We start from the raw sequence: 20,790 nt of genomic DNA on the forward strand, positions 1-20,790 counted from the left end.
CGTATGCTCGTGTACCGCATCTGCCTGGCCAAATACGCCGACGACCTGTTTGCCGCCGGCCGCCGGGCCCGCTGGAACACCCCGGATAAGTTCGTGATTTACACCGCCGCCACCCGCGCCCTGGCCTGTCTCGAAAACGTGGTCCATCGCAGCGGGGAGGGCCTCAACGGGCAGTTTCGGGTCCTGGTTATCGACGTGCCCGACGACCTGGCCGTGGCCGAAATAACCACCGGTCAGCTGCCCGCCGGCTGGGCGCAGGCCAGCCGCTACGCTATCTGCCAGCCCTTGGGCGACGCCTGGTACGAGGCCCGCCCGGCGGTCGTGCTGCGGGTGCCCTCGTCCATCGTATCTCAGGAAGCCAATTACATACACCCGCCACCCCGATTTCAGGCGCATCCGGCTGCTCACCCAGGAAGAATTCGGCTTCGACGCCCGCATCAAGGCCCCGGAGCCGGAGTAAGCGATACGCCCGCAGCTGCTGGAGCTACTGCGGGCTGGCGGGACAAACCCAGTTGGAAAGCAGAATTTAGCGGACCAAACAACCCGGCAGGGCCTGCCGGACATACCAAAATATCGGCGGCGGCGTTCTGCGAGTCGACCAAAATGGCTTTTAGCGCAACCCACCGCCTTTTTTCGCTACTTTTGGCCAGCATCGGGCCGCTTGCGCCCTCTCCCCGTAACGCCTCGTAATGAAGATAATTTCCCGGATTGCGCTGGCTGCCACGCTCAGCGCGGCGGCTCCAATAGCCGCGCACGCCCAGCAGACGCAGGTTTTTGCCGCCGATGAACGCCACTTTCAGGAAGGCCTCGAGCTCTTCGACCGCGGTAAGTACGGGGCCGCCCAGCAGGCCTTCCAGCGCTACCTCGACCTGACCCAGCGCCGCACCGGCGAGCTGCGCGACCGGACCATTGAGGCGGAATACTACTACGCCGTGGCGGGCCTGAATCTCTCGCACCCCGATGCCGAAGACCGGATTCTGGCCTTCGCGGCCCACAACCCGACCCATCCGAAAGCCGCCGTGGCCTTCTTCGAGCTGGGCAAGTTCTACTTCGACCAGAAGAACTACGCCAAGAGCATCGACTACCTGCAGCGCGTGGGGGCCAACAACCTCTCCAACGACCAGCGCGCCGAGTCGGAGTTCAAGCTCGGCTACAGCTACTTCGCCCAGAAGGAGTTCGACAAGGCCAAGCTGCTCTTCGACCGCAACAAGCAGGGCAACCACCAGTACCGCTACGCCAGCTCCTACTACGCGGGCTACCTGGCCTTCCGCGCCGGCGACTACCCCGGGGCCCGGAAGGATCTGGCTATTGCCGAGGAAAACGACGCCTACAGGCCCGTGGTGCCCGCCATCATGAGCCAGATCTACTACAAGGAAGGCAACTTCGACGGCCTGATCGACTACGGCACCAAAGCCCTGGCCCAGACCCCGCCGCCCCAGGGGGCCGATGAAATTCAGCTGCTGGTGGGCGACGCCTTCTACCAGAAGCAGGACTACAAGCAGGCCGCCGCGTATTTCGATCAGTACGCCGCGGGCCGCAAGAAGGTGGAGCCCAAAGTGCAGTATAAGATCGGCTACGCCAACTACAAGATGGGCGACTTCAAGGGCGCCATCGGCAGCCTGAAGGGTGTGGCCGCCCAGCGCGACTCCCTGGGGCAGAACGCGGCCTACCACCTGGGGCTGAGCTACCTGCAAACCAGCCAGAAGCAGTTTGCCCTGGCCGCCCTCGACGCCGCCCGCAAGGCCGCCTTCGACCGCAACATCACCGAAAACGCCACGCTCAAGTACGCCCAGATCAACTACGAGCTGGGCAACTCGCCGGAGGTAATTGCCGCCCTCCGGGACTTCAACAAGAAGTTTCCGCGCTCCAGGAACGGGGCCGCGGCCGACGACATCCTGAGCGAGAGTTTCCTGAACTCGTCGGACTACGCCCAGGCCCTGCGCTACCTCGACGGGCTCGACGACCGCAGCACCAGGCTCAACGCCACCTACCAGCGCGTGGCTTATCTGCAGGCTGCCACGCTCTACAATAACGGTCAGTATTCCGACGCGCTGCCGGTGCTGGACAAGTCGTTGAAATACCCGCAGGACGACGCGCTGCGCGCCGCGGCCCAGGTGCTGAAAGGGGAGGTGTACAGCGTGGGGCAGAAATACCCCGAAGCCATTCAGGCCTACACCGCCGCCGCCCGCACCGCCCGCGACGGGGCCGCGGCCGAAACCGACTTCGACCAGAAGGCCCGCTACGGCCTGGGCTACGCCTACTACAACACCCAGCAGTACGACCGCGCCCGCACCCAGTTCCAGGCCTATCTGAAGGACCCGATTGCCCGGCCCACCGACGCGAACTACTACGACGTGACCCTGCGTCTGGCCGACACCTACTACATTGCCAAGAGCTACCAGCAGGCCCTGGACCTCTACGAAAACGTGATTCAGGCCAATGCCGCCGATAAGGACTACGCCTACTACCAGAAGAGCGTGACGCTGGGCCTGCTCGGCCGCCGGGAGGAAGCCACCAAAACCCTGGGCACCCTGCTGCGCACCGCGCCCACCTCGCGCTACGCCGACGATGCCGTGTTCCAGCAGGCTCAGTTCGACTACGAGGCCGGCGACTTCCAGCCCGCCGTGGATGGCTTCACCCGCCTGATTCAGAATCGGCCCAACTCGCCGCTGATTCCGCCGGCCCTGCAGAAGCGCGGCGTGGCGTATGCCAACCTCAACCAGCACGACAAAGCCGTGACCGACTTCCGGCAGGTGCTCACGCAGTTTCCGCGCACCAAATCGGCCGGCAGCGCTATTTTCAGCCTCCAGGAAAGTCTGACGGCCCTGGGCAAGACGGAGGAGTTTGACCAGTACCTGGCCCAGTTCAAGCAGCAGAACCCGGAAAGCAGCGCCACCGAAAGCGTGGAGTTTGAGGCGGCCAAGTCGCTATACCTGGCCGAGAAGTACGCCCAGGCCATTCCGCGCCTCGAAGCCTACCTGAAGCAGTACCCGACCACCACGCTGGCCGCCGACGGCCGCTACTTCCTGGCCGATGCCCTGCTGAAAACCGGCAGGAAGACCGACGCCCTGGCCCGCCTGAAGGCGGTGGTACAGGAAGGCAAGAGCGAGTTTGTGAACCGCGCCGTGGGCCGGGTGGCCGACCTGGAGCTGGAGAACAAGAACTACCCCGAAGCCATCAAATACTACGGCCGCCTGCGGGAGTCGTCGCAGAACAAGCGCGAAGTGGCCACGGCCAGCATCGGGCTGCTGAAGAGCTACTACGAAAGCGGCGACTACGCCGCCACCCGCCGCGTGGCCGAGGAGCTGCGCGCCCTGAGCGGGGCCACGCTCAACGCTACCAACGCCGCCACGCTCTACCTGGCCAAGGCCAGCTACAAAGCCGCCAACTTCGACCAGGCCCTGCCGGAGCTGACCACGGCCGCCGCCGCCACCGACGAAACCGGCGCCGAAGCCCAGTACCTGCTGGCCGACGTGCTGTTTCAGCAGAAGAAGTACCCCGAAGCCCTGGATGCGGCCTACAAGACCAACTCCTCGAACTACGAGCTCTGGCAGGGCCGGGGCTTCCTGCTGATTTCGGACATCTACCAGGCCCAGGGCGAAACCTTCCAGGCCCGCGCCACGCTGACCTCCGTCATCGAGAACAAATTCCCGGTGGCTGAAATCATCGAAGGCGCGAAGCAGCGGCTGGCGGCCCTGCCGGCCGAAACTCCCGCCGGCGGCTCCGGCACGGGTACTCCGACGGGCGGCACGAAAACGCCGCCGACGAAGGCCCCGTCCAGGACGGCCACGCCAAAAACGCCCGCCAAAGGCAAGGCGCCGGCCCGCAATCTGGTGCCCACCCAAACGGCGCCGGCCGATTCTTCGGCCACGCCTACGCCCGGCGAGGAATAGGGGTACAGAGGCATCCTTGCGGCTAAACAACCACCATACCGGTTGAGCCGCAAGGATGCTCCACATTCCTGAGCGGATCGGAATCAGCTCTATTTAATAGGAGTAGAGCTGCTTATTTAAATCAACCCTGCAAGTCAATGGCGCGGCGGGAACACCAAGCCCCCCAGTCCCTGAGACCCCAAGACCCCACCATATGACCCTTCGTCAACCATTCGCCCTGGCCCTTCTGCTGGCGGCGGCCGCGCCCCTCACCACGCAGGCCCAACGCACCACCAGGCCCGGGGGCAAGATTGAGGACGCCGAGATTGAAATCGTGAAGGAGCGGGTAAACCAGCTGCCCGAGGCGACGCGCAACTTCGAGAAAATCCGGATCGACGCGCCTACTAAGCAGGCGGGCAAAGTCACCTATACCTACCCCGATTTCCGCCTGCCCGCCGACCGGCTCAACCCCTCGGTGCGCGTGCTGACCATCCGCCAGGAAGAGCTGACGCTGCAAACCGGTAATTACGTGAAGGCCGGCCTGGGCAACTACGGCACCACCTACGGCAAAATCTACCTGCACAACACCCGCAGCGACGCGGCTTCCTACGGCCTCGATTTCAGCCATATGGCCTCGGCCAATGGGCCCATCGACAAGAAAAACTCGGGCTTCAGCCAGAACAGCCTCGGCCTGAACGGCGAAACTTACCGCGGCCCGATGACGCTGGGCGCGAAGGTGGATCTGGGGCGGGAGCGCTACAATTTCTACGGCTACAACCGCAACACGCTGAAGCTGCCGCCCGAAACCGACAGCCTCAAGCAGGTGTTCTACCGCGCCGCCGCCAAGGTGTACGCCCGCAACCGCGCCGCCGATGCGGCCTTCCAGTATGAGGCCAGCCTGGGCTTCAACTATTGGAAAGACAACTTTGAGGCCACCGAAAGCAACGTCCACGCCGGGCTGCGCTCCGGCTACGCCCTCAGCGAGAAAAGCCGGGTGAGTGTGAATGGCGACGTGTCGTTCATTTCCCAGAAAGACTCGGCCTACTCCGTGAGCCGGCCCTTCGTGCAGGTGACGCCGGCCTACGAGCTGACCCTGAATCGGCTGAACGTGTCGGTGGGGGCCACGCTGGGCTACACCGGCGACACCATCCGTCGGGTCCAGCAGTTCAACGTGTACCCGGCCATTCGCCTGGGCTACACCCTCGTCGAGGATAAGTTCGTGGCCTTTGCCGGCCTGGGCGGGGCGCTGCAGCGCGTCACGCTCTACGACCTGAGCACCGAAAACCAGTGGCTGGCCAGCCGCCAGCGCGTGGCCGACACCCACCGCGGCCCGACGGTGTACTTCGGCTTCAACGCCACGCCGGCCCGGGCCCTAGCCGTGAATGCCAAGGTGACGCTGAGCAACGACCGGAACCTGTACTTCTACAAAAACGCACTCCGGGATTCCACCCGGTTCGACCTGGTCTACGATCAGAAAGCCACCCAGCTGGTCAACATCCACGGCGAAATCCTGTACAACGCCGCTGAGCAGGTCCGCATCGGCTTCAAGGCCGACTACAATGGCTACAAGGTAAAATCTCTGGCCAAGGCCTACCACCGCCCGGCCTTTCAGTCCACGCTGTTTGCCACCTACAATATGTACGGCAAGCTGCTGCTGGGCGCTGAGCTGTACACCTATAGCGCCAGCTTCGGGTCCAGCACCCGAAAAGCTACCGTGTTTGATCCGCCGGTCCTGTACCGGGAAATACCTACCGCTACCGATGCCGTCATCGACCTGAACCTGCGGGCGGATTACCGTATTATGGAAAATCTGTCCATCTTTGCTTCCGGCAATAATTTGCTGAACCGCAAGTACGAGCGTTTCCTGAACTACCCAGTGAAGGGCCTCAACGTACTGGCGGGCGTAACCTACGACTTCTAGAACCCGACTGAGTTGATGCCGTATTCGCCTTCATCCTAGTGCCCGCAAGGCCTTCTGGTCGCCCGCAACCCGCTTTTTGCCCTTCGGCACCAGCGGCTCGGCCGCCCGGAAGGTCTTTCGCGTTGCCTGCCTGAAAGCCCTGCTTCACCCCGTCCTTACACCATTGCCCCATGCAGCTTTCCGACCATATCCGCACCCTGCTCCGGGACCACGACTGCGTTATCATTCCTGATTTCGGGGGCCTGATTGCTGATTACGCCCCGGCCAGCATTCACCCCGTGCGCCATACGCTGGCTCCGCCGGCCAAGCGCATTGCGTTCAATCAGTCACTGATCCGTAACGACGGGCTGCTGGTAGACGCACTGAGCACGGCGCTGAATGTGTCGCCCACCCAGGCCCGGCAGCTCGTGCGTGATGCCGTATTGCGCCTGCAGGCCGAGCTGGAAACCGGTCAGCGGACGGAGCTGGCGGGTATCGGCATTTTCCGCCGTTCCGCAGGCCGGGGCCTCGACTTCGAATACACGGGCCAGCAGAACCTGCTGGCGGCCAGCTACGGCCTGCCCGAGCTGGTGTCGCGCCCCATCCGGGCCACCGATGCGCTGCTGGCCCGCGACCGGCAACCCGCCGCGCCGTTGCTCACCGTGAGCCGCTCGCGCCGGCTGGCCCGGGCCTTCCGGGCCGCCGCTACGCTAATTATTGCGGGCCTGGTTCTGTCGGCTAACTACCAGATTGCCTTGAAGCTGGGCTACCTGCCTGAAAGCCTTACTCTAAATACCGCCTGGGCTCCCCAGCCAACGTCAGGTCAGCCCGTAGCCGGGCCAACGGCAGAGCCCGTCATTTCCCGGCAGCAGGCCACGCTGGCCAACAATGGCTGGTCGGAAGCATCACCCGCGGCGGCGGTATCTATTGAAGCCGCCGGGTCGGTGGCTGAGTCTGCGGCCCCGGTTGCCAAGGTGGTAGTGGCCAAAACTCCCGCTGTCGTAGCCGTTCGTAAGCCGGCTGTAGCCAAAGCTCCGGCTAAGTCGTCAGTGGCTCCCGTCGCTAAGCCCGTGGTAGCTGCTCCGGCCGCCGCCGCGGGTCCGACTACAATTAAAGGCCGCACAGGTCGTTCCTTCATCATTGTGGGCGCCTATACCACCCTGGCGCACGCCGAAAAGGGCCGCTTAGCCCTGGTTCGCCACGGCCACCGCGAGGCAAAAGTAGTGTTGCCGGCCCGGGGCAGCCGCCAGTACCGCCTGTCTGCCGTCGACTTTGCCAGCAAGGCGCAGGCACAGCAACAATTGCCCCTGGTGCGGAAGCACTTAGGTTCTGATCTTTGGGTTCTCAATTACTAGCATGACCGCATTCCTGCTGCAGATTACCACCGCCGCTACCACTGCCACCGATACTGCCGCTACCGCCGCCGCCACCGGCGCCGCCGCCACCGTTACCACCGACCTCTCGCTGCTCGACCTGATTCTGAAGGGGGGCTGGATTATGCTGCCGCTGCTGCTGCTGTCGTTCGTGTCGCTTTACATCATGATCGAGCGCTTCATCACCATTCGCCGGGCCGCCGTCAACCCGGAGTCGTTCATGGGGGGTATCCGGGGGCTGATGGTGAAGGGTGATTTGCAGGGAGCCAAGATGCTGTGCGCGCAAAACCCGTCGCCACTGGCGCGGATGATTGAGAAGGGCATCCGCCGGGTGGGCCTGCCGCTGAAGGACATTGAAGCCAGCGTGGAAAACGTGGGTAAGATCGAAATTGCCCGCCTCGAAAAGAACATCAGCATTCTGGGCATTATCGCCGGTATTGCCCCTATGCTCGGCTTCGTGGGTACCATCATCGGGGTAATCAAGATTTTCTACGCCATCAGCGCCACCGGCGACTTCGGCATCGCCCAGATTTCGGGTGGTCTGTACACCAAGATGGTGACCTCGGCCGCCGGCCTGATCGTGGGCATCATCGCCCACATCGGCTACCACTGGCTCAGCATCATGGTCGAGCGCCTCGTCTTCCGCATGGAAAACTCGGCCATCGAATTCATGGACATCCTGCAGGATAATTAGTAATTAATAATTAGGAATGAAGAATTAGCCGACAGGCTGAAGCGATTCCTAATTCTTAATTCCTAATTGTTAATTCTTAATTGATTCCAATGGACCTCAGCCGGCGCCGTAAGCTTTCCTCGCACGTCGAGACCAGCTCGATGAACGACATCATGTTCTTCCTGATGCTGTTCTTCCTGATCGTGAGCACCATGGTCAACCCCAACGTGATTAAGCTCATGCTGCCCAATGCCCGCTCGGGCAAGGCGGTGATGAAGCAAACCATCAACGTATCGGTCGATGCGGCCGGGGCCTACTTTCTGGACCGCGAACCGGTGACTTCGGCCACGCTGGAGCCGGCCCTGGCCCAGCGCATTGCGGGGCTGGAAAGCCCGACCGTCGTGCTGCGGGTCGACTCGTCGCTGAACGTGCAGAAGCTGGTCGATATCCTCGAAATCGGCAACCGGCTCAAGGTGAAGATGGTCATGGCCACGCAGGCCCAGCAGTCGTCCGCCCAATGAGTTGCCGGTTTTGGGTTGCGGGTTGCCGGTTTGTTCAACGAGTACCACCCAGAACGGGCAACGAGCACCTCCAACCCGCAACGAATGCTTCATGGGCTATGTTGGGCAAATGAAAACTGGTAACTGGCAACCCGCAACCGGCAACTGATATGGACTACCGCGAAGAGCACCGCCGCGAGGCGCTAATTGGCACGGTGGCTATCCATGCGCTGCTGGCCGCAGCCTTCATCTTCACCATCTTTAAAGGACCCGATCCGCCGCTGGCCGCCTTTGGGGGCGATGGGGTGGAGCTGAATTACGGCATCGACGAGGCCGGCTCCGGCGACGTGCAAAGCAAGGCCCTAGCCAACGAGTCGCCAAACCGGGAGGACAGCCGCCCGCCCGCCTCTTCGCCCGACCCCACGCCGCGCCCCGTGCAGCAGGCTGCGGAGCCCGTCCCTCAGGAAGCGTCCGAGGATAAGATCATCACCAGCGAAGCCGAGGAAAGCCCGGTGAGCGTGCCGCCGGTGGAGAAAGCCGCGCCGCGCCGCGAAGAAGTGAAGGAAGTACCCCGGCCTGCCGAAAAGCCGCGGACGCTCTACACGCCCAAAGGCAGCGCCAACGGTGGCGGCAACGGGGAAAACGGCACCAGCAACGCCCCGACCGGCAACAACAACGGCGACCGGCCCGGCTCCGTCGGCGACCAAGGCGACCCGAACGGCTCTTTGGATGCCAAGGCCTTGTACGGCCAGCCCGGCAGCGGCGGTAGTGGTAGAACTCCCGGCTCCGGCGGCCTGGAAATGGCGGGCTGGGCCTTCGTGAAGATTCCCGCCGTTGATTACGTGGATAACTCTTCCGGCTTTGCCCGCTTCAAAATCAAGATCAACGCCGATGGGGAAGTGGAAGCCGTGACCAAGGTTTCCGGCAACGTGACGCCGGCCCAGGAAAAGGTGTGCCGCGATGCGCTGCAAAACGCTGACTTCCGCCGCACCAGCGCCACGGCGGGCGGCGCTACCGGCTTCTACACCTTCCGCTTCACGGTGCGCTAAACTATCTACTCCAGCAAAAAGCGCCGTCGGTCGGAATTCTCCGGCCGGCGGTTTTACTTTTGCGGGCAGGAGTGGTGCCACGACTTTTTCGGTCGTGGTACCACTATCGTTGCTGATGCCTTCAACGATAGTGGTACCACGACCGAAAAATTCGTGGCACCACCACCACCACTTCCCCCCGCTTTCAGCCTTGCCTTCCGATGACCTATGCCGAAACCCTAGCCTTTCTCTACGACCAGCTGCCGATGTTTCAGCGGGTAGGGGATGCGGGCTACAAGCCCGGCCTGGCCCGTACCGAGGCCCTGGCCGAAGCTACGGGGAATCCGGAGCGGCGGTTCAAAGCCGTGCACGTAGCGGGGACCAACGGTAAAGGCAGCAGCTCCAACCTGCTGGCCGCCGTCCTGCAGGCCGCCGGCTACAATGTCGGGCTGTATACCTCGCCCCACCTGCGGGAATTTACGGAGCGCATCAAAATCAACGGTCAGGATCTGGCCCCGGAGTATCTGGTGGAATGGGTGGCGCAATGGCGGCCGTTATTTGCCCAGGTGCAGCCCTCGTTCTTTGAGATGTGCGTGGCGCTGGCCTATTCCTACTTCGCCGAGCAGCGGGTGGATATTGCCGTCGTGGAAGTAGGCCTGGGCGGGCGGCTCGATTCCACCAACATCATTACCCCGCTGGTGTCGCTCATCACCAACATCAGCTTCGACCATCAGAACCTGCTGGGCGATACGCTGGCCGAAATTGCGGCCGAAAAAGCCGGCATCATCAAACCCGGCGTGCCGGTCATCATCGGCCAGACCCAGCCCGGAGTGGCGGCCGTGTTTCAGCAAAAAGCGCAGGCCCTCGACGCCCCGCTGCTTTTTGCCGATCAGCAGTATCAGGTAGCCCAACCCGGCGAGGCGGCCCCGGACGCGGACGCGCAGCAGCTGCAAATCAGCGGGGCCGCCCACCTCGAAGCGCTGGAGCTGGCCTTAGCCGGCGATTATCAGCGGCTGAACCTGCCCGGCGTGCTGGCCGTGGTGGATGAGCTGCGCCGCCAGGGCTTCGTGATTTCCGAAGCCGCCGTGCGGACTGGTTTGCGCGACGTGAGCCAACTCACCGGCTTTCGGGGGCGCTGGACCATTCTGGGCCGCCAGCCGCTGGTCGTCTGCGACACGGGCCATAATGAAGCCGGCATCCGTTTCGTGGCGGCCCAGCTGGCGCGGCTGCCCTACCGGCAGCTGCACTTCGTGCTGGGCGTGGTGAACGATAAGGACGTGACGAAAATGCTGAGCCTGCTGCCAACGGCGGCAACCTATTACTTTTGCCAGGCCGCAATTCCGCGGGCCCTGCCGGCGGCTGACCTCGCCCAGCAGGCCGCGGTTTTTGGGTTGAGGGGTCAGGCGTATGGCCCCGTGATGGCAGCCGTGGCGGCGGCCCGCGCCGCCGCCCGCCCCGAAGACGTGGTGTTCATTGGCGGCAGTACCTTTGTGGTGGCCGAAATCGAAGGCCTGTAAAGCTGGCTGCTGGTTTTTGGTTTATAGTTTTTGGTTTTTGGCCGGTGCTGTTTCTACGCCGTGGGCCCCACCCGAGACCGGCCAAAAACCAAAAACCAACAACCAATTGGTTTATGGTTTTTGGTTTATGGCCGGTGCTGTTTCTACGCCGTGGGCCCCACCCGAGACTGGCAAAGAGCCAAAAACCAACAACCAAAAACCAACCAACCGAGACTGGCAACGAGCCAAAAACCAACAACGAATAACCAAAAACCAATTCAGTGAGTCGAGTAAAACAGAAGCGCTTTGCCAACAACGCCGAGCGGCCCGATATTGTGGAGCCGGGCAAGGAAAACTTTCAGCAGCTGGGTGGCCGGTGGCAAACCGATTTTTTCGCCCGCCCCAATCCGATTACCCTGGAAGTGGGCTGCGGCAAAGGGGACTATACTGTGGGCCTGGCCGAGCGCTACCCCGCCCGCAACTTTCTGGGCCTCGACATCAAGGGGGACCGGATCTGGAAGGGGAGCCACCGGGCCCAGGAGCTGGGGCTGACCAACGTGGGCTTCGTGCGGATGCGCGCCCTCGACCTGCTCGGGCAGTTTGCTCCCGGCGAGCTCAGCGAAATCTGGATTACGTTTCCCGACCCGCGCCCCCGCCTCGGCGACGCCAAGCGCCGCCTCACGGCCCCGCGCTTCCTGAACCTGTATCAGCAGCTGGTGCGCCCCGGGGGACTGATTCACCTCAAGACCGACGACGAAGCCCTGTTCGACTACTCGCTGGAAGTGGTGCAGCAGCGCCCCGGGGCCACCGTACGGGTTCATACCAGGGACTTGTATGCCACCCCGGAGCTGCTCCCGCACGCGGAAGATATCCAGACGCACTACGAGCGGCGCTTCCGGGCCGAGGGTATTCCGATCAAGTATCTGCAGTTTCAGGTAAGCTAACCCGTCCTTTTTCCGAAGCTGCCATGGCCCCCTTGCCGCCCCACCAGCGCCCCGGGCCCGCCCCGGTGGGGCGGGCGGTACCAGGTACCGGCTGCGCCAAGCCACGGGCTGGCTGCGGGCTGGCCGCGGTTTGGCGAACCGGGATATGACCTGATTGCCGTAAGGTTAGCCGAATGAAAATTCGGCTATTCGTCGTCCAGCTGCTCGAAAATGGCTTCCAGTTCGGTAAAGTCCCGCAGGCCGGTTTTGATTTCCTCCCCCCCGTCCAATACCAGACCAGCGGGTTGAATCCGTTCCACGAAGGTCCGGATAGAAGTCGCACCCGCGAAGCCGGGCCCCAGCCATATCTTATAGGTGCGAGCCTGTTGGGTGAGCTGGGCCAGCTGCATGGGCGTAAGCGGATGCGGCGGCGGAGTAGCCAGCAGGAAGCCGGCCACCTGGTTCTGCTGGTCGTGGAAGCGCTTTTCGACATCTTCGGGCAGCATATCCGGAATCCACTTAATGAGTTTCAGGGCCGGGACGGTCAGGCGGGCCAGTTCTTCGGCGGGGCGACGCCGGTGCAGCAGCACGTAGTGCAGACCACAGGCCTGCGCCAGCGTGTTGATTTCATCTACGGCCAGCGTATCGAACTCGCCTACCAGCTGCACGCCCGCCACCCAGCCGCTGAGCTCCCGCACCGCCTCCGGCTGCAGATAGCCGGGCAGGGCCGGGTCGAGACGGAAGGTCAGGTATTCGGCCCCCATGCCCGCGCAGTAACGGGCATCGGACAGGTTGTTGATGCCCCGAACCAGCACCGGCGTAATCAAAGACATGGCAAGACCAAAAGCAAAGCAATAATGACTGCGCCCACCCTAAGCACGGTGCAATATTGGGAATAAAACTGCTGACTTGGATGAATTCAAGGTTTTTCTGGGCTAATAGCTTAAGGATAAGCTTGCTGCCTCCCGTGGCCCTGGCGCCGACGGCCTGGCGCCGCCCGGATGCTGGCGGCCAGCTTCCGGGAGCGAAACAGCGGGCCGCCCAACCGCGGACTTCCTACCTTTGCGCAACGGCGGCGGAAACTTTCAGCTCGCCTCTTTGCTTTTCACTTGTATGAATACGAATACGTCAGACACAAAAGGCCGGGTCCTGGTTGCCATGAGCGGCGGCATTGACTCGTCCGTCGCCGCCGTCCTGCTGCACGAGCAGGGGTATGAAGTGGTGGGCATGACCATGAAAACCTGGGACTACGCCTCGGCCGGCGGCTCCAAGAAGGAAACCGGCTGCTGCTCGCTCGACAGCATCAACGACGCCCGCCAGATTGCCGTGGAGCTGGGCTTTCCGCATTACATCATTGACATTCGCGAGGAGTTCGGGGATTTTGTTATCAACAATTTCACCGATGAATACCTGGCCGGCCGCACGCCCAATCCGTGCGTGCTCTGCAATACCCACATCAAGTGGGATGCCCTGCTGCGCCGCGCCGATCAGCTCGGCTGCCGGTTCATTGCCACCGGCCACTATGCCAACGTGCGCCACGAAGAGGGCCGTTATATCGTAAGTAAAGGCCTCGACGAAAATAAGGACCAGTCCTACGCGCTCTGGGGGGTGAGCCAGGAGAGTCTGGCGCGCACGCTGTTCCCGCTGGGGGGCATGCGCAAAACTGAAATCTACGACGAGGCCCGCCGCCGCGGGTTCACCGAGCTGGTAAACAAGCCCGAGAGCTACGAAATCTGCTTTATTCCCGACAACGACTACCGGGGCTTTCTGCGCCGGCGGGTGGAAGGACTGGAAGCCCGGGTGGCGGGTGGCGAGTTTATAATGCGCGACGGTACCGTGCTGGGCCACCACGAAGGCTACCCGTTCTACACCATCGGGCAGCGTAAGGGGCTGGGCATTGCCCTGGGCTTCCCGGCCTACGTGACCGAAATCCGCCCCGATACCAACCAGGTGGTGCTGGGCAACTTCGACGACCTGGCCAGTACCCGCACGCTGGTGGGCAAGCTCAACATGGGTAAGTTCGCGTCGCTGGAAGGGCGGGGGCTGGTGCCGAGCCAAACCAAAATCCGCTACAACCACGACGGCTCCCCCGCGTTTCTGGAACAGATCGGCGACAAAATCCACGTTTACTTCGAGCAAGCCGTGCACGCCGTGACCCCGGGGCAGGCCGCCGTGTTCTACGACGGGCAGGATGTGCTGGGCGGCGGCTGGATTGAGCGTCACGTCATCGGCGAAGTTCCCGTATCTTCCCTTCATCCTGCCGTTGTTACGTCCTAACCGCTTTTATCCGATGTCCTTTTCTTTCCGTGGCACCCCGGCGCTGTTTGCCACCGCCAGCCTGCTGATGCTCCTGGTCGTTGGCTGCCAGAATGAATCGGAGCCCGGCCCCGAAGCCGGCACTGATTACTACCCCCTGGTCGTCGGCGACTACCGGGTATTTGCCGTGGTCGATTCGGTCTGGGTGAACTACCAGCTGCAGCCGGTGAACCGCTTTCAGTTCCGGGAGCGGCTCACGGAGAAAATCACGGACGCCAGCGGTCAGCCGGCCTACCGGCTCGTGCGCTCCAGACGGACGCTGCCCACGGATACCTGGCGCGACGACAGCGTAATGGTGATCAGGGCCGATGACAAAACCCTGCAGCTCACGCGCAACAACCGCCGCACGGTGGAGCTGGTGTTTCCGGTGCGGCCGGAGCACAGCTGGAACCGGGATGCCTTCAACTCCCGCGATACTATTGTCGCGGAAAACCGCCAGTATCTGCGCGTCGGTAAAGTTTTTGAAACCAGGGCCAACAACCAGCCCGTGCGCTACGAGAATACCCTGACCACCGAGGATGTGGAGGCTGTGGCCTTCGATGATGGGGTATTCAATGTAGCCAAGTACCGCCAGGTCTATGCCAAGGGCAGCGGGCCGGTGTATCGGATGCGCCGCCGACTAGCGTATTGCAATGGCGGTACCTGCGACCCGGATCGAATTTTCCAGGGACAGATCCGAAGGGAAGCCTTACTGGAAAAAGGCAATACCCCTTGAATTTCCTTTGTCGGATCAGCGCCCGCCAGGGCTGCTGCCCGGCAAGGTCTGTAAGCGCGGCTGGTGATTTTCACCAGCCGCGCTTTTTTTAGGCGACCCCTCTGCTTTAGCACTGTTTGCGACTCAGCCCGGTTAATCTGACCCGCCGGGGTTATCAGGGCGTAACTCCTCGTCAAATCCGTATCTTTCCGTACGTCCACTCTCACTCTTCTTCATGCGCTTTTCCCAATTCCTTCTTCTCACCGGGCTCTGGGCCGGGGCGGGAACTACGCTGGCTGCAGCGGAGCCAACCGATGGCCCGTCTGCCCGGCCCTCCGCGGCCACGGTGCGCAAGCACCTGATCTATTTCACCAACAAGGCGAATTCGCCCTTCAGCCTCAGCCAGCCCCAGGCTTTTTTATCGGGGCGGGCTTTGCAGCGGCGTACCCGGCAGGGCATCGCGCTCAAGCCCCGCGACCTGCCCGTGAACCCGGCTTACGTGGCTCAGGTGAAGGCCGTAGCCGGCGCCAAGCTCTGGTATACGTCCCGCTGGTTTAACGCCGCCGTCGTTTCCTGCGACTCGGCTACGCTGACGCTGATTCGCAATCTGAGCTGCGTGCAGGGCGCGCAGACGCTCAACCGCGGGCTGGCCGGCCCGCGCCAGCCCACCGACGAGCCGGTTTCGCCCCAGGTCCAGGCCAAAAGCCCCGCCGACTATGGTATTGCCTACGGCCAGGCCCAGATGATTGGGGCCGTGGCTATGCACAACGCCAACTTCCGGGGTGAGGGAATGCAGATTGCCGTTTTCGACGCGGGCTTTCCGGGCGTAAATCAGATTCCGGCCTTCGCGCCCCTGTTTCAGGAGCAGCGCCTGGCCAGCACCTTTAACTTTGTCGACAAAATCCCGAACGTGTACCTGCGCAACAACCACGGGACGCTCTGTCTGTCGACGATGGCGGCCAACCAGCCGGGTACTTTCATTGGCACGGCCCCGAAAGCCACCTACCGGCTGTTCATCACCGAGGATATCAACTCCGAGCACCCGGTGGAGGAAGCCAACTGGCTCGTCGCCGCCGAATACGCCGACTCCGCCGGGGTCGACGTAATCAGCTCGTCGTTGGGCTACACCACGTTCGACGCGCCCTCCACCGATTACACCTACGCCGACATGAACGGGCGCACGGCTATTTCTACCCGGGCCGCCGTAGTGGCTTCCCGCGTCGGGATGCTGGTCGTGAACAGTGCCGGCAACGATGGCAACTCCAGCTGGCGTTATATCTCGGCCCCCGCCGATGCCGATTCCGTGCTGACGGTAGGCGCCGTGAACGCCCAGCGCAACCACGCGTCGTTCAGCTCCTACGGCCCCACGGCCGATGGCCGCATCAAGCCCAACGTGGTAGCTCAGGGGCAGCAGGCGGCTGTCCTGAATTCTTCCGGGGGCACCGCCACCAGTAACGGCACCTCCTTTTCCTGCCCCATTATGGCGGGCATGGCTACCGGCTTCTGGCAGGCCAACCGCAAGCTGACCGTGCAGCAGGTTATCGGCTTCCTGCAGAGTTCGGGCTCCCTGGCCGCTACGCCCAACAATACGCTGGGCTACGGCATCCCCAACTTCGTCACGGCCTACAACCTGGCTAACCCTAACAATCCGCTGGCTTCGGCCAGTCCGGTGCCGGCCGACGAGGTGCTGGCTATTTATCCCAACCCCAGCCGGGGCGAAGAGCTGAATCTGCAGCTGGGGGCAGCCTTCCGCGCTCTGCCGCTGCAGGTGCGGGTGTTCGATTCCCGGGGCACCCTCGTGCGGGAGCTACAGCTGGCTCCGGCCAACGCGGCCGATATCCGGCTGTCAGCGGGTCACCTCGCCAAGGGAATGTATACCTGCGTGGTGAGCTCGGCGAAAGCCCAGCGGACGGTGCGGTTCGTGAAGCTCTAGAATAAGCGGTGGCTTCGGCCGGCGGCGGGAAGGGGAGAACGTCGGGCAGCTGACTTTCTCCCCCTTTTAGTTTTTATTGGTAATTATTCCAACCATATTAGTGTTGGGAAGTAGCTGGAATCAGCGCCTGTTTCATTTTATTCGCCTTTTTACCTTCTGATCAGCATGTTGCAGCTCATGATTACTAAACGTATTGGCCGCCGCCAGTTTCACTTCACCGTCCAGGGCCCCAACCTGCACGAAGTGGTAGCCGAATACGACCGTCTCAGCTTCCCCGATGTGGCCGCCTGCGGCCTGTGCGGCTCCGACAACCTGGACCTGTCGTCGCGCCTGGCCCAGGACAAATTCAAGTACACCTCCGTCAAGTGCTTCGACTGCCGCGGCGACGTAACCTTCGGCAAAACCCAGAAGGACGACCAGACCTACTTCCTGCGCAAGCGCGAAAACGGCGACCTGGACTGGCAAGCCTGGAAGAAGCCGGTAGAAGGTAAATAGTAAATCGTTTATCGGCGGTTATCCTGAGCAAAGCGAAGGACCTTCCTCCGGGCAAAGCAGAAGCCGCGTTAAATGAGCAAAGCCCTTTTCCGTTGACGCGGAAAAGGGCTTTGTGCGTCGAAATGAGTTTGCAGTGCGGAATGAGGAAGGTCCTTCGCGCGGCTCCGGATGACAACCGTGAAAAAAGGAAGTCTCCGTACGGGGCCCGCCATACCAAAACCTGCCCCCCAATGCGTTACCTTCGTCGTATGAACCCGTCCCGACGTCTGGCCCCGCTACTGGCCCCATCTCTGCTTGCCGCCGACTTTGGCAACCTTCAATTTGAAACCGAGCGGCTGGCTACCAGCGCCGCCGACTGGCTGCACTGCGACGTGATGGATGGCCGCTTCGTGCCCAATATCTCCTTCGGCATTCCGGTGTTGCAGGCTATTCACCGCCACGCCCAACAGCCGCTCGACGTGCACCTCATGATTGAGGAACCCCAGCATTACCTGGCTGCTTTCCGCGACGCGGGGGCCGCCAACATCACCGTGCACTACGAAGCCTGTACGCATCTGCACCGCGTGATCCAGCAGATTAAAGCCCTGGGCTGCCGGGCCGGGGTTGCGTTGAATCCGCACACGCCGGTGTCGGTGCTCACCGATATTGCCGCCGACCTGGATCTGGTGTGCGTGATGTCGGTGAACCCGGGCTTCGGGGGGCAATCCTTTATTCCGAATACCCTGCGCAAGGTAGCCGACCTCAAAGAGCTGCTGCTCGACAACGGCTCCGGGGCGCTGATTGAAATTGACGGCGGCGTGACCCTCGACAACGCCAGTGCCCTGGTGGAAGCCGGGGCCGATGTGCTGGTGGCGGGCAGCTTCGTGTTCAACTCCCCCGACCCGGTGAAAACCCTGGCCGATCTGCGGGCTCACCTGATGGCGGCCGCCGCCCAAGAACAACCCTAATGCCGCCGCGTTACCGGAGGGTAGTAGAAGGACTAGCGGGCCGCGTGGTCTGGCTGGTCCTGATTTTTCTGTTCGTAACCCGGCCCGCCGCCCGGGCCCAGCAGGCCGCCCGGGTCCTGGTTGCGGGAACCGTACGCGACGCGTCCGGCCTGCCCCTGGAGCTGGTGGGCGTGGGCATCGAGGGCCAGGCCGGCGGGACCAGCACCGATGAGCGCGGCCGCTTTGCCCTCAACGTGGGGCGGCCCCTGAGTGGAAAGCCGCCCGTGCTGGTGGCCCGGCGTCTGGGGTATCTGGCCGTGCGCCTGCCGCTGAATCTGGCCAGCGGGCAGGAGCTGACCCTGACGCTGGTTGCCGACGCCCGGGCCCTGAAAAACGTGACCGTGCGCGGCGGCAACGACGCGGCCGACACCCGCGAGCAGGTCAGCATCACCCGCCTCGACCCCCGGGCGGTGAAAGAGCTGCCTTCTGCCTTCGGCGACTTCAACAAGATCCTGACTACGCTGCCCGGCGTGGTGGCCAACAATGAGCTGACCAGTACCTACTCGGTGCGCGGCGGCAACTACGACGAAAACCTGGTCTACGTCAATGGTATTGAGGTGTACCGGCCGTTTCTGATTACGGCCGCCCAGCAGGAAGGCCTGAGCTTCGTCAACCCCGATCTGGTGAGCCAGATTGAGTTTTCGACCGGCGGCTGGCAGCCCAAGTACGGCGACAAGCTGTCGTCGGTACTCAACATCGACTATAAAAAGCCCGCGCAGTTTGCCGGCTCGGCTACGGGCAGTCTGGTGGGCGGCACCATGCACGTCGAGGCCGTGTCGCCCAACAAGCGGGTGAGCTACCTGGCCGGCATCCGCTACAAGAATGCCACCTACGTGCTTCGCTCCCTTCAGCAGCAGCAGGGCGGCTACAACCCGACGTTCTACGACGGGCAGGCGTACGTCAGCGCCGCGCTGGGGCCGAAGGAAGATCTGGAGCGCACCAGCCTGAGCTTGCTGACCAGCTTTGCCCACAACGATTTTCGCCTCACCCCCGAAACCGGCCAGGCTACCTTCAGCACCGCCACCAACCAGTCTACGCGCCTGTTTATCGTCTACGACGGGCGCGAGCGGATGCAGTACGATACCTACCAGGGCGGGCTGAGCTTGAAGCACAACTTCACCCGCAACCTGCAGGGCGAGCTGCTGGCGGGGGCCATGACGTCGCGCGAGCTGGAATACCGCGACGTGGAAGCCAGCTACAGCTTCGCCGAAATCAACCGCGACCCTAATTCGCCCGACTTCAACCAGGCCGTGCGCCAGCGCGACGTGGGCTCCCGCTTCGACCACTCGCGCAACACCCTGATGGCCCGGATAGCCACCCTCGAAGGCCGGGGGCGCTGGACGCCGGGCCAGCGCCATACCGTGCGCTGGGGCCTGAAAGCGGGTCGGGAGCAGATTCAGGACCAGCTCAACGAATACCGCTACGTCGACTCGGCCGACTTCGTGCCCGACTATCGCCGGACCCGGCTGCTTTCCGACCTCGACCTGGCCAGCTACCGCTACCAGGGCTACGGCCAGCACACCCTGGCCCTGGATTCGCTGCGGACGCTTACCTACGGGGTGCGGGCCAGCTACTGGACCGTGAACGGGCAGCTGACGGTGAGCCCCCGGGTGCAGTATTCGTTTATCACCCGCCGGCGGCCTGATTTGTCGTTCAAGCTGGCTACGGGCGTATACTACCAGCCGCCATTCTACCGGGAGCTGCGCGACCAGAATACCGGCACCCGTGCCACGCCCCGGAGCGTACTGGTGCAGCGGGCCGGGCTGAATCCGGAGCTGCGGGCCCAACGCTCCCTGCATTTCATTGCCGGCACCGAGCTGCGCTTCCGCCAGTGGGAGCGGCCTTTCAAGTTCAGCAGCGAGGTCTATTACAAGTACCTCACCGACGTGGTGCCCTATGATATTGATAACGTGCGCCTGCGCTACTTCGCCAAGAACAACGCCACGGCCTACGCCGCCGGCCTCGATGCGCGGGTGAGCGGCGAGTTCGTGAAGGGCTCGGAATCATGGTTCAGCCTGGGCGTGCTCACCACCCGCGAGAATATCGACGGGGACTCTATTACGCTCTATGATGCGCAGGGGGCGGCCAGCGGGCGCGAAGCGCAGGGCTACATCCGCCGGCCCTCGGATCAACGGCTGAACTTCGGCATCTTCTTCCAGGACCAGCTGCCGAACAACCCAACGGTGAAAGGCTACGTGAATTTCGTGTTTGGTACCGGCCTGCCGTTCAGCCCACCGGCCCTGCCGGAGGAGCGCGGCACCACCAGGCTCACCCGGTCCTACAAGCGCGTGGACCTGGGCTTTTCCAAAGTCCTGTTTCTGGGCAACCGGCCGGAGGCCTCCCGCCGGCCCGGCCAGCTCGAAAGTCTGTGGGTCGGCCTGGAAGTGCTCAACGTGCTGGCCGCTAACAACGTGGCCGGCTACAGCTACGTGCAGGACGTGAATGCCCGCACCTACGCCGTTCCCAACTACCTGTCGCAGCGCGTGGTCAACCTGCGGGTGATTGCCAGATTTTAAAAGAAGTCTGAATTGGGATATACCCCTCGGTAACGCCTCTGGCAAAGCAACGGGCGGCAGTGAAACTGCCGCCCGTTGCTTTGCC

General features: G+C 62.8%; 16 protein-coding genes. 15 read left to right on the top strand and 1 reads right to left on the bottom strand.

Annotation, left to right across the window (positions count from 1 at the left end; genetic code table 11):
• Positions 1–3: 3 nt before the first annotated feature.
• From ABD833_RS10060 to trmB, 9 genes are all read left to right on the top strand, one after another.
• The gene (locus tag ABD833_RS10060) at positions 4–690 is read left to right on the top strand and encodes an RES family NAD+ phosphorylase (protein ID WP_345072720.1); all 687 of its coding nucleotides are present in this window, start codon (positions 4–6) and stop codon (positions 688–690) included.
• Entirely contained in the window at positions 690–3,893 is a 3,204-nt protein-coding gene (locus ABD833_RS10065) for a tetratricopeptide repeat protein (RefSeq protein WP_345072722.1), read from the top strand. The genes ABD833_RS10060 and ABD833_RS10065 overlap by 1 nt, the downstream gene beginning before the upstream one ends.
• Before the next feature lie 193 nt (positions 3,894–4,086).
• Complete coding sequence (locus tag ABD833_RS10070; RefSeq protein WP_345072723.1) at positions 4,087–5,793, top strand: TonB-dependent receptor; 1,707 nt, start codon at positions 4,087–4,089, stop codon at positions 5,791–5,793.
• Between the two features lie 170 nt (positions 5,794–5,963).
• The gene (locus tag ABD833_RS10075; protein WP_345072724.1) at positions 5,964–7,127 is read left to right on the top strand and encodes an HU domain-containing protein; all 1,164 of its coding nucleotides are present in this window, start codon (positions 5,964–5,966) and stop codon (positions 7,125–7,127) included.
• Position 7,128: 1 nt separating this feature from the next.
• Positions 7,129–7,839, top strand: coding sequence for a MotA/TolQ/ExbB proton channel family protein (locus tag ABD833_RS10080; protein WP_345072726.1), 711 nt, complete (start codon positions 7,129–7,131; stop codon positions 7,837–7,839).
• Positions 7,840–7,928: 89 nt separating this feature from the next.
• A complete protein-coding gene (locus ABD833_RS10085) occupies positions 7,929–8,339 on the top strand; it encodes an ExbD/TolR family protein (RefSeq protein ID WP_345072727.1) in 411 nt (136 codons plus the stop codon).
• A gap of 149 nt (positions 8,340–8,488) precedes the next feature.
• Positions 8,489–9,367, top strand: a complete 879-nt coding sequence (locus ABD833_RS10090) for a hypothetical protein (protein WP_345072728.1) — start codon at positions 8,489–8,491, stop codon at positions 9,365–9,367.
• Between the two features lie 200 nt (positions 9,368–9,567).
• Positions 9,568–10,863, top strand: coding sequence for a bifunctional folylpolyglutamate synthase/dihydrofolate synthase (locus ABD833_RS10095; protein WP_345072730.1), 1,296 nt, complete (start codon positions 9,568–9,570; stop codon positions 10,861–10,863).
• A gap of 260 nt (positions 10,864–11,123) precedes the next feature.
• Positions 11,124–11,786 (top strand): tRNA (guanosine(46)-N7)-methyltransferase TrmB, encoded by a 663-nt coding sequence (gene trmB / locus ABD833_RS10100; RefSeq protein WP_345072731.1) that lies wholly within the window; start codon positions 11,124–11,126, stop codon positions 11,784–11,786.
• A 185-nt stretch (positions 11,787–11,971) separates the two neighbouring features.
• Here trmB and ABD833_RS10105 read toward each other — a convergent pair whose 3' ends face one another.
• A complete protein-coding gene (locus ABD833_RS10105) occupies positions 11,972–12,598 on the bottom strand; it encodes a beta/alpha barrel domain-containing protein (RefSeq protein WP_345072732.1) in 627 nt (208 codons plus the stop codon).
• 280 nt (positions 12,599–12,878) lie between these two features.
• Here ABD833_RS10105 and mnmA point away from each other — a divergent pair, with 280 nt between their 5' ends.
• The 6 genes from mnmA to ABD833_RS10135 all read left to right on the top strand — a co-directional run bounded on the left by mnmA (position 12,879) and on the right by ABD833_RS10135 (position 20,705).
• The gene (gene mnmA, locus ABD833_RS10110) at positions 12,879–14,042 is read left to right on the top strand and encodes a tRNA 2-thiouridine(34) synthase MnmA (protein WP_345072733.1); all 1,164 of its coding nucleotides are present in this window, start codon (positions 12,879–12,881) and stop codon (positions 14,040–14,042) included.
• A 13-nt stretch (positions 14,043–14,055) separates the two neighbouring features.
• Entirely contained in the window at positions 14,056–14,796 is a 741-nt protein-coding gene (locus ABD833_RS10115) for a hypothetical protein (protein WP_345072734.1), read from the top strand.
• A gap of 214 nt (positions 14,797–15,010) precedes the next feature.
• Positions 15,011–16,708, top strand: a complete 1,698-nt coding sequence (locus ABD833_RS10120) for a S8 family serine peptidase (RefSeq protein ID WP_345072736.1) — start codon at positions 15,011–15,013, stop codon at positions 16,706–16,708.
• Positions 16,709–16,885: 177 nt separating this feature from the next.
• Positions 16,886–17,203 (top strand): hypothetical protein, encoded by a 318-nt coding sequence (locus tag ABD833_RS10125; protein ID WP_345072737.1) that lies wholly within the window; start codon positions 16,886–16,888, stop codon positions 17,201–17,203.
• 248 nt (positions 17,204–17,451) lie between these two features.
• Positions 17,452–18,150, top strand: a complete 699-nt coding sequence (gene rpe / locus ABD833_RS10130; protein ID WP_345072739.1) for a ribulose-phosphate 3-epimerase — start codon at positions 17,452–17,454, stop codon at positions 18,148–18,150.
• The gene (locus ABD833_RS10135; protein ID WP_345072740.1) at positions 18,150–20,705 is read left to right on the top strand and encodes a TonB-dependent receptor; all 2,556 of its coding nucleotides are present in this window, start codon (positions 18,150–18,152) and stop codon (positions 20,703–20,705) included. The genes rpe and ABD833_RS10135 overlap by 1 nt, the downstream gene beginning before the upstream one ends.
• Positions 20,706–20,790 lie beyond the last annotated feature (85 nt).

It is taken from the genome of Hymenobacter fastidiosus (assembly GCF_039539565.1).
Taxonomy (GTDB): domain Bacteria; phylum Bacteroidota; class Bacteroidia; order Cytophagales; family Hymenobacteraceae; genus Hymenobacter; species Hymenobacter fastidiosus.

Bases quoted from the DNA above. Each gene is read 5' to 3' on its own strand.
- ABD833_RS10060 (WP_345072720.1), top strand. From the start codon at position 4: ATGCTCGTGTACCGCATCTGCCTGGCCAAATACGCCGACGACCTGTTT.
- ABD833_RS10065 (WP_345072722.1), top strand. From the start codon at position 690: ATGAAGATAATTTCCCGGATTGCGCTGGCTGCCACGCTCAGCGCGGCG.
- ABD833_RS10070 (WP_345072723.1), top strand. From the start codon at position 4,087: ATGACCCTTCGTCAACCATTCGCCCTGGCCCTTCTGCTGGCGGCGGCC.
- ABD833_RS10075 (WP_345072724.1), top strand. From the start codon at position 5,964: ATGCAGCTTTCCGACCATATCCGCACCCTGCTCCGGGACCACGACTGC.
- ABD833_RS10080 (WP_345072726.1), top strand. From the start codon at position 7,129: ATGACCGCATTCCTGCTGCAGATTACCACCGCCGCTACCACTGCCACC.
- ABD833_RS10085 (WP_345072727.1), top strand. From the start codon at position 7,929: ATGGACCTCAGCCGGCGCCGTAAGCTTTCCTCGCACGTCGAGACCAGC.
- ABD833_RS10090 (WP_345072728.1), top strand. From the start codon at position 8,489: ATGGACTACCGCGAAGAGCACCGCCGCGAGGCGCTAATTGGCACGGTG.
- ABD833_RS10095 (WP_345072730.1), top strand. From the start codon at position 9,568: ATGACCTATGCCGAAACCCTAGCCTTTCTCTACGACCAGCTGCCGATG.
- ABD833_RS10105 (WP_345072732.1), bottom strand. From the start codon at position 12,598: ATGTCTTTGATTACGCCGGTGCTGGTTCGGGGCATCAACAACCTGTCC.
- mnmA (WP_345072733.1), top strand. From the start codon at position 12,879: ATGAATACGAATACGTCAGACACAAAAGGCCGGGTCCTGGTTGCCATG.
- ABD833_RS10115 (WP_345072734.1), top strand. From the start codon at position 14,056: ATGTCCTTTTCTTTCCGTGGCACCCCGGCGCTGTTTGCCACCGCCAGC.
- ABD833_RS10120 (WP_345072736.1), top strand. From the start codon at position 15,011: ATGCGCTTTTCCCAATTCCTTCTTCTCACCGGGCTCTGGGCCGGGGCG.
- ABD833_RS10125 (WP_345072737.1), top strand. From the start codon at position 16,886: ATGATTACTAAACGTATTGGCCGCCGCCAGTTTCACTTCACCGTCCAG.
- rpe (WP_345072739.1), top strand. From the start codon at position 17,452: ATGAACCCGTCCCGACGTCTGGCCCCGCTACTGGCCCCATCTCTGCTT.
- ABD833_RS10135 (WP_345072740.1), top strand. From the start codon at position 18,150: ATGCCGCCGCGTTACCGGAGGGTAGTAGAAGGACTAGCGGGCCGCGTG.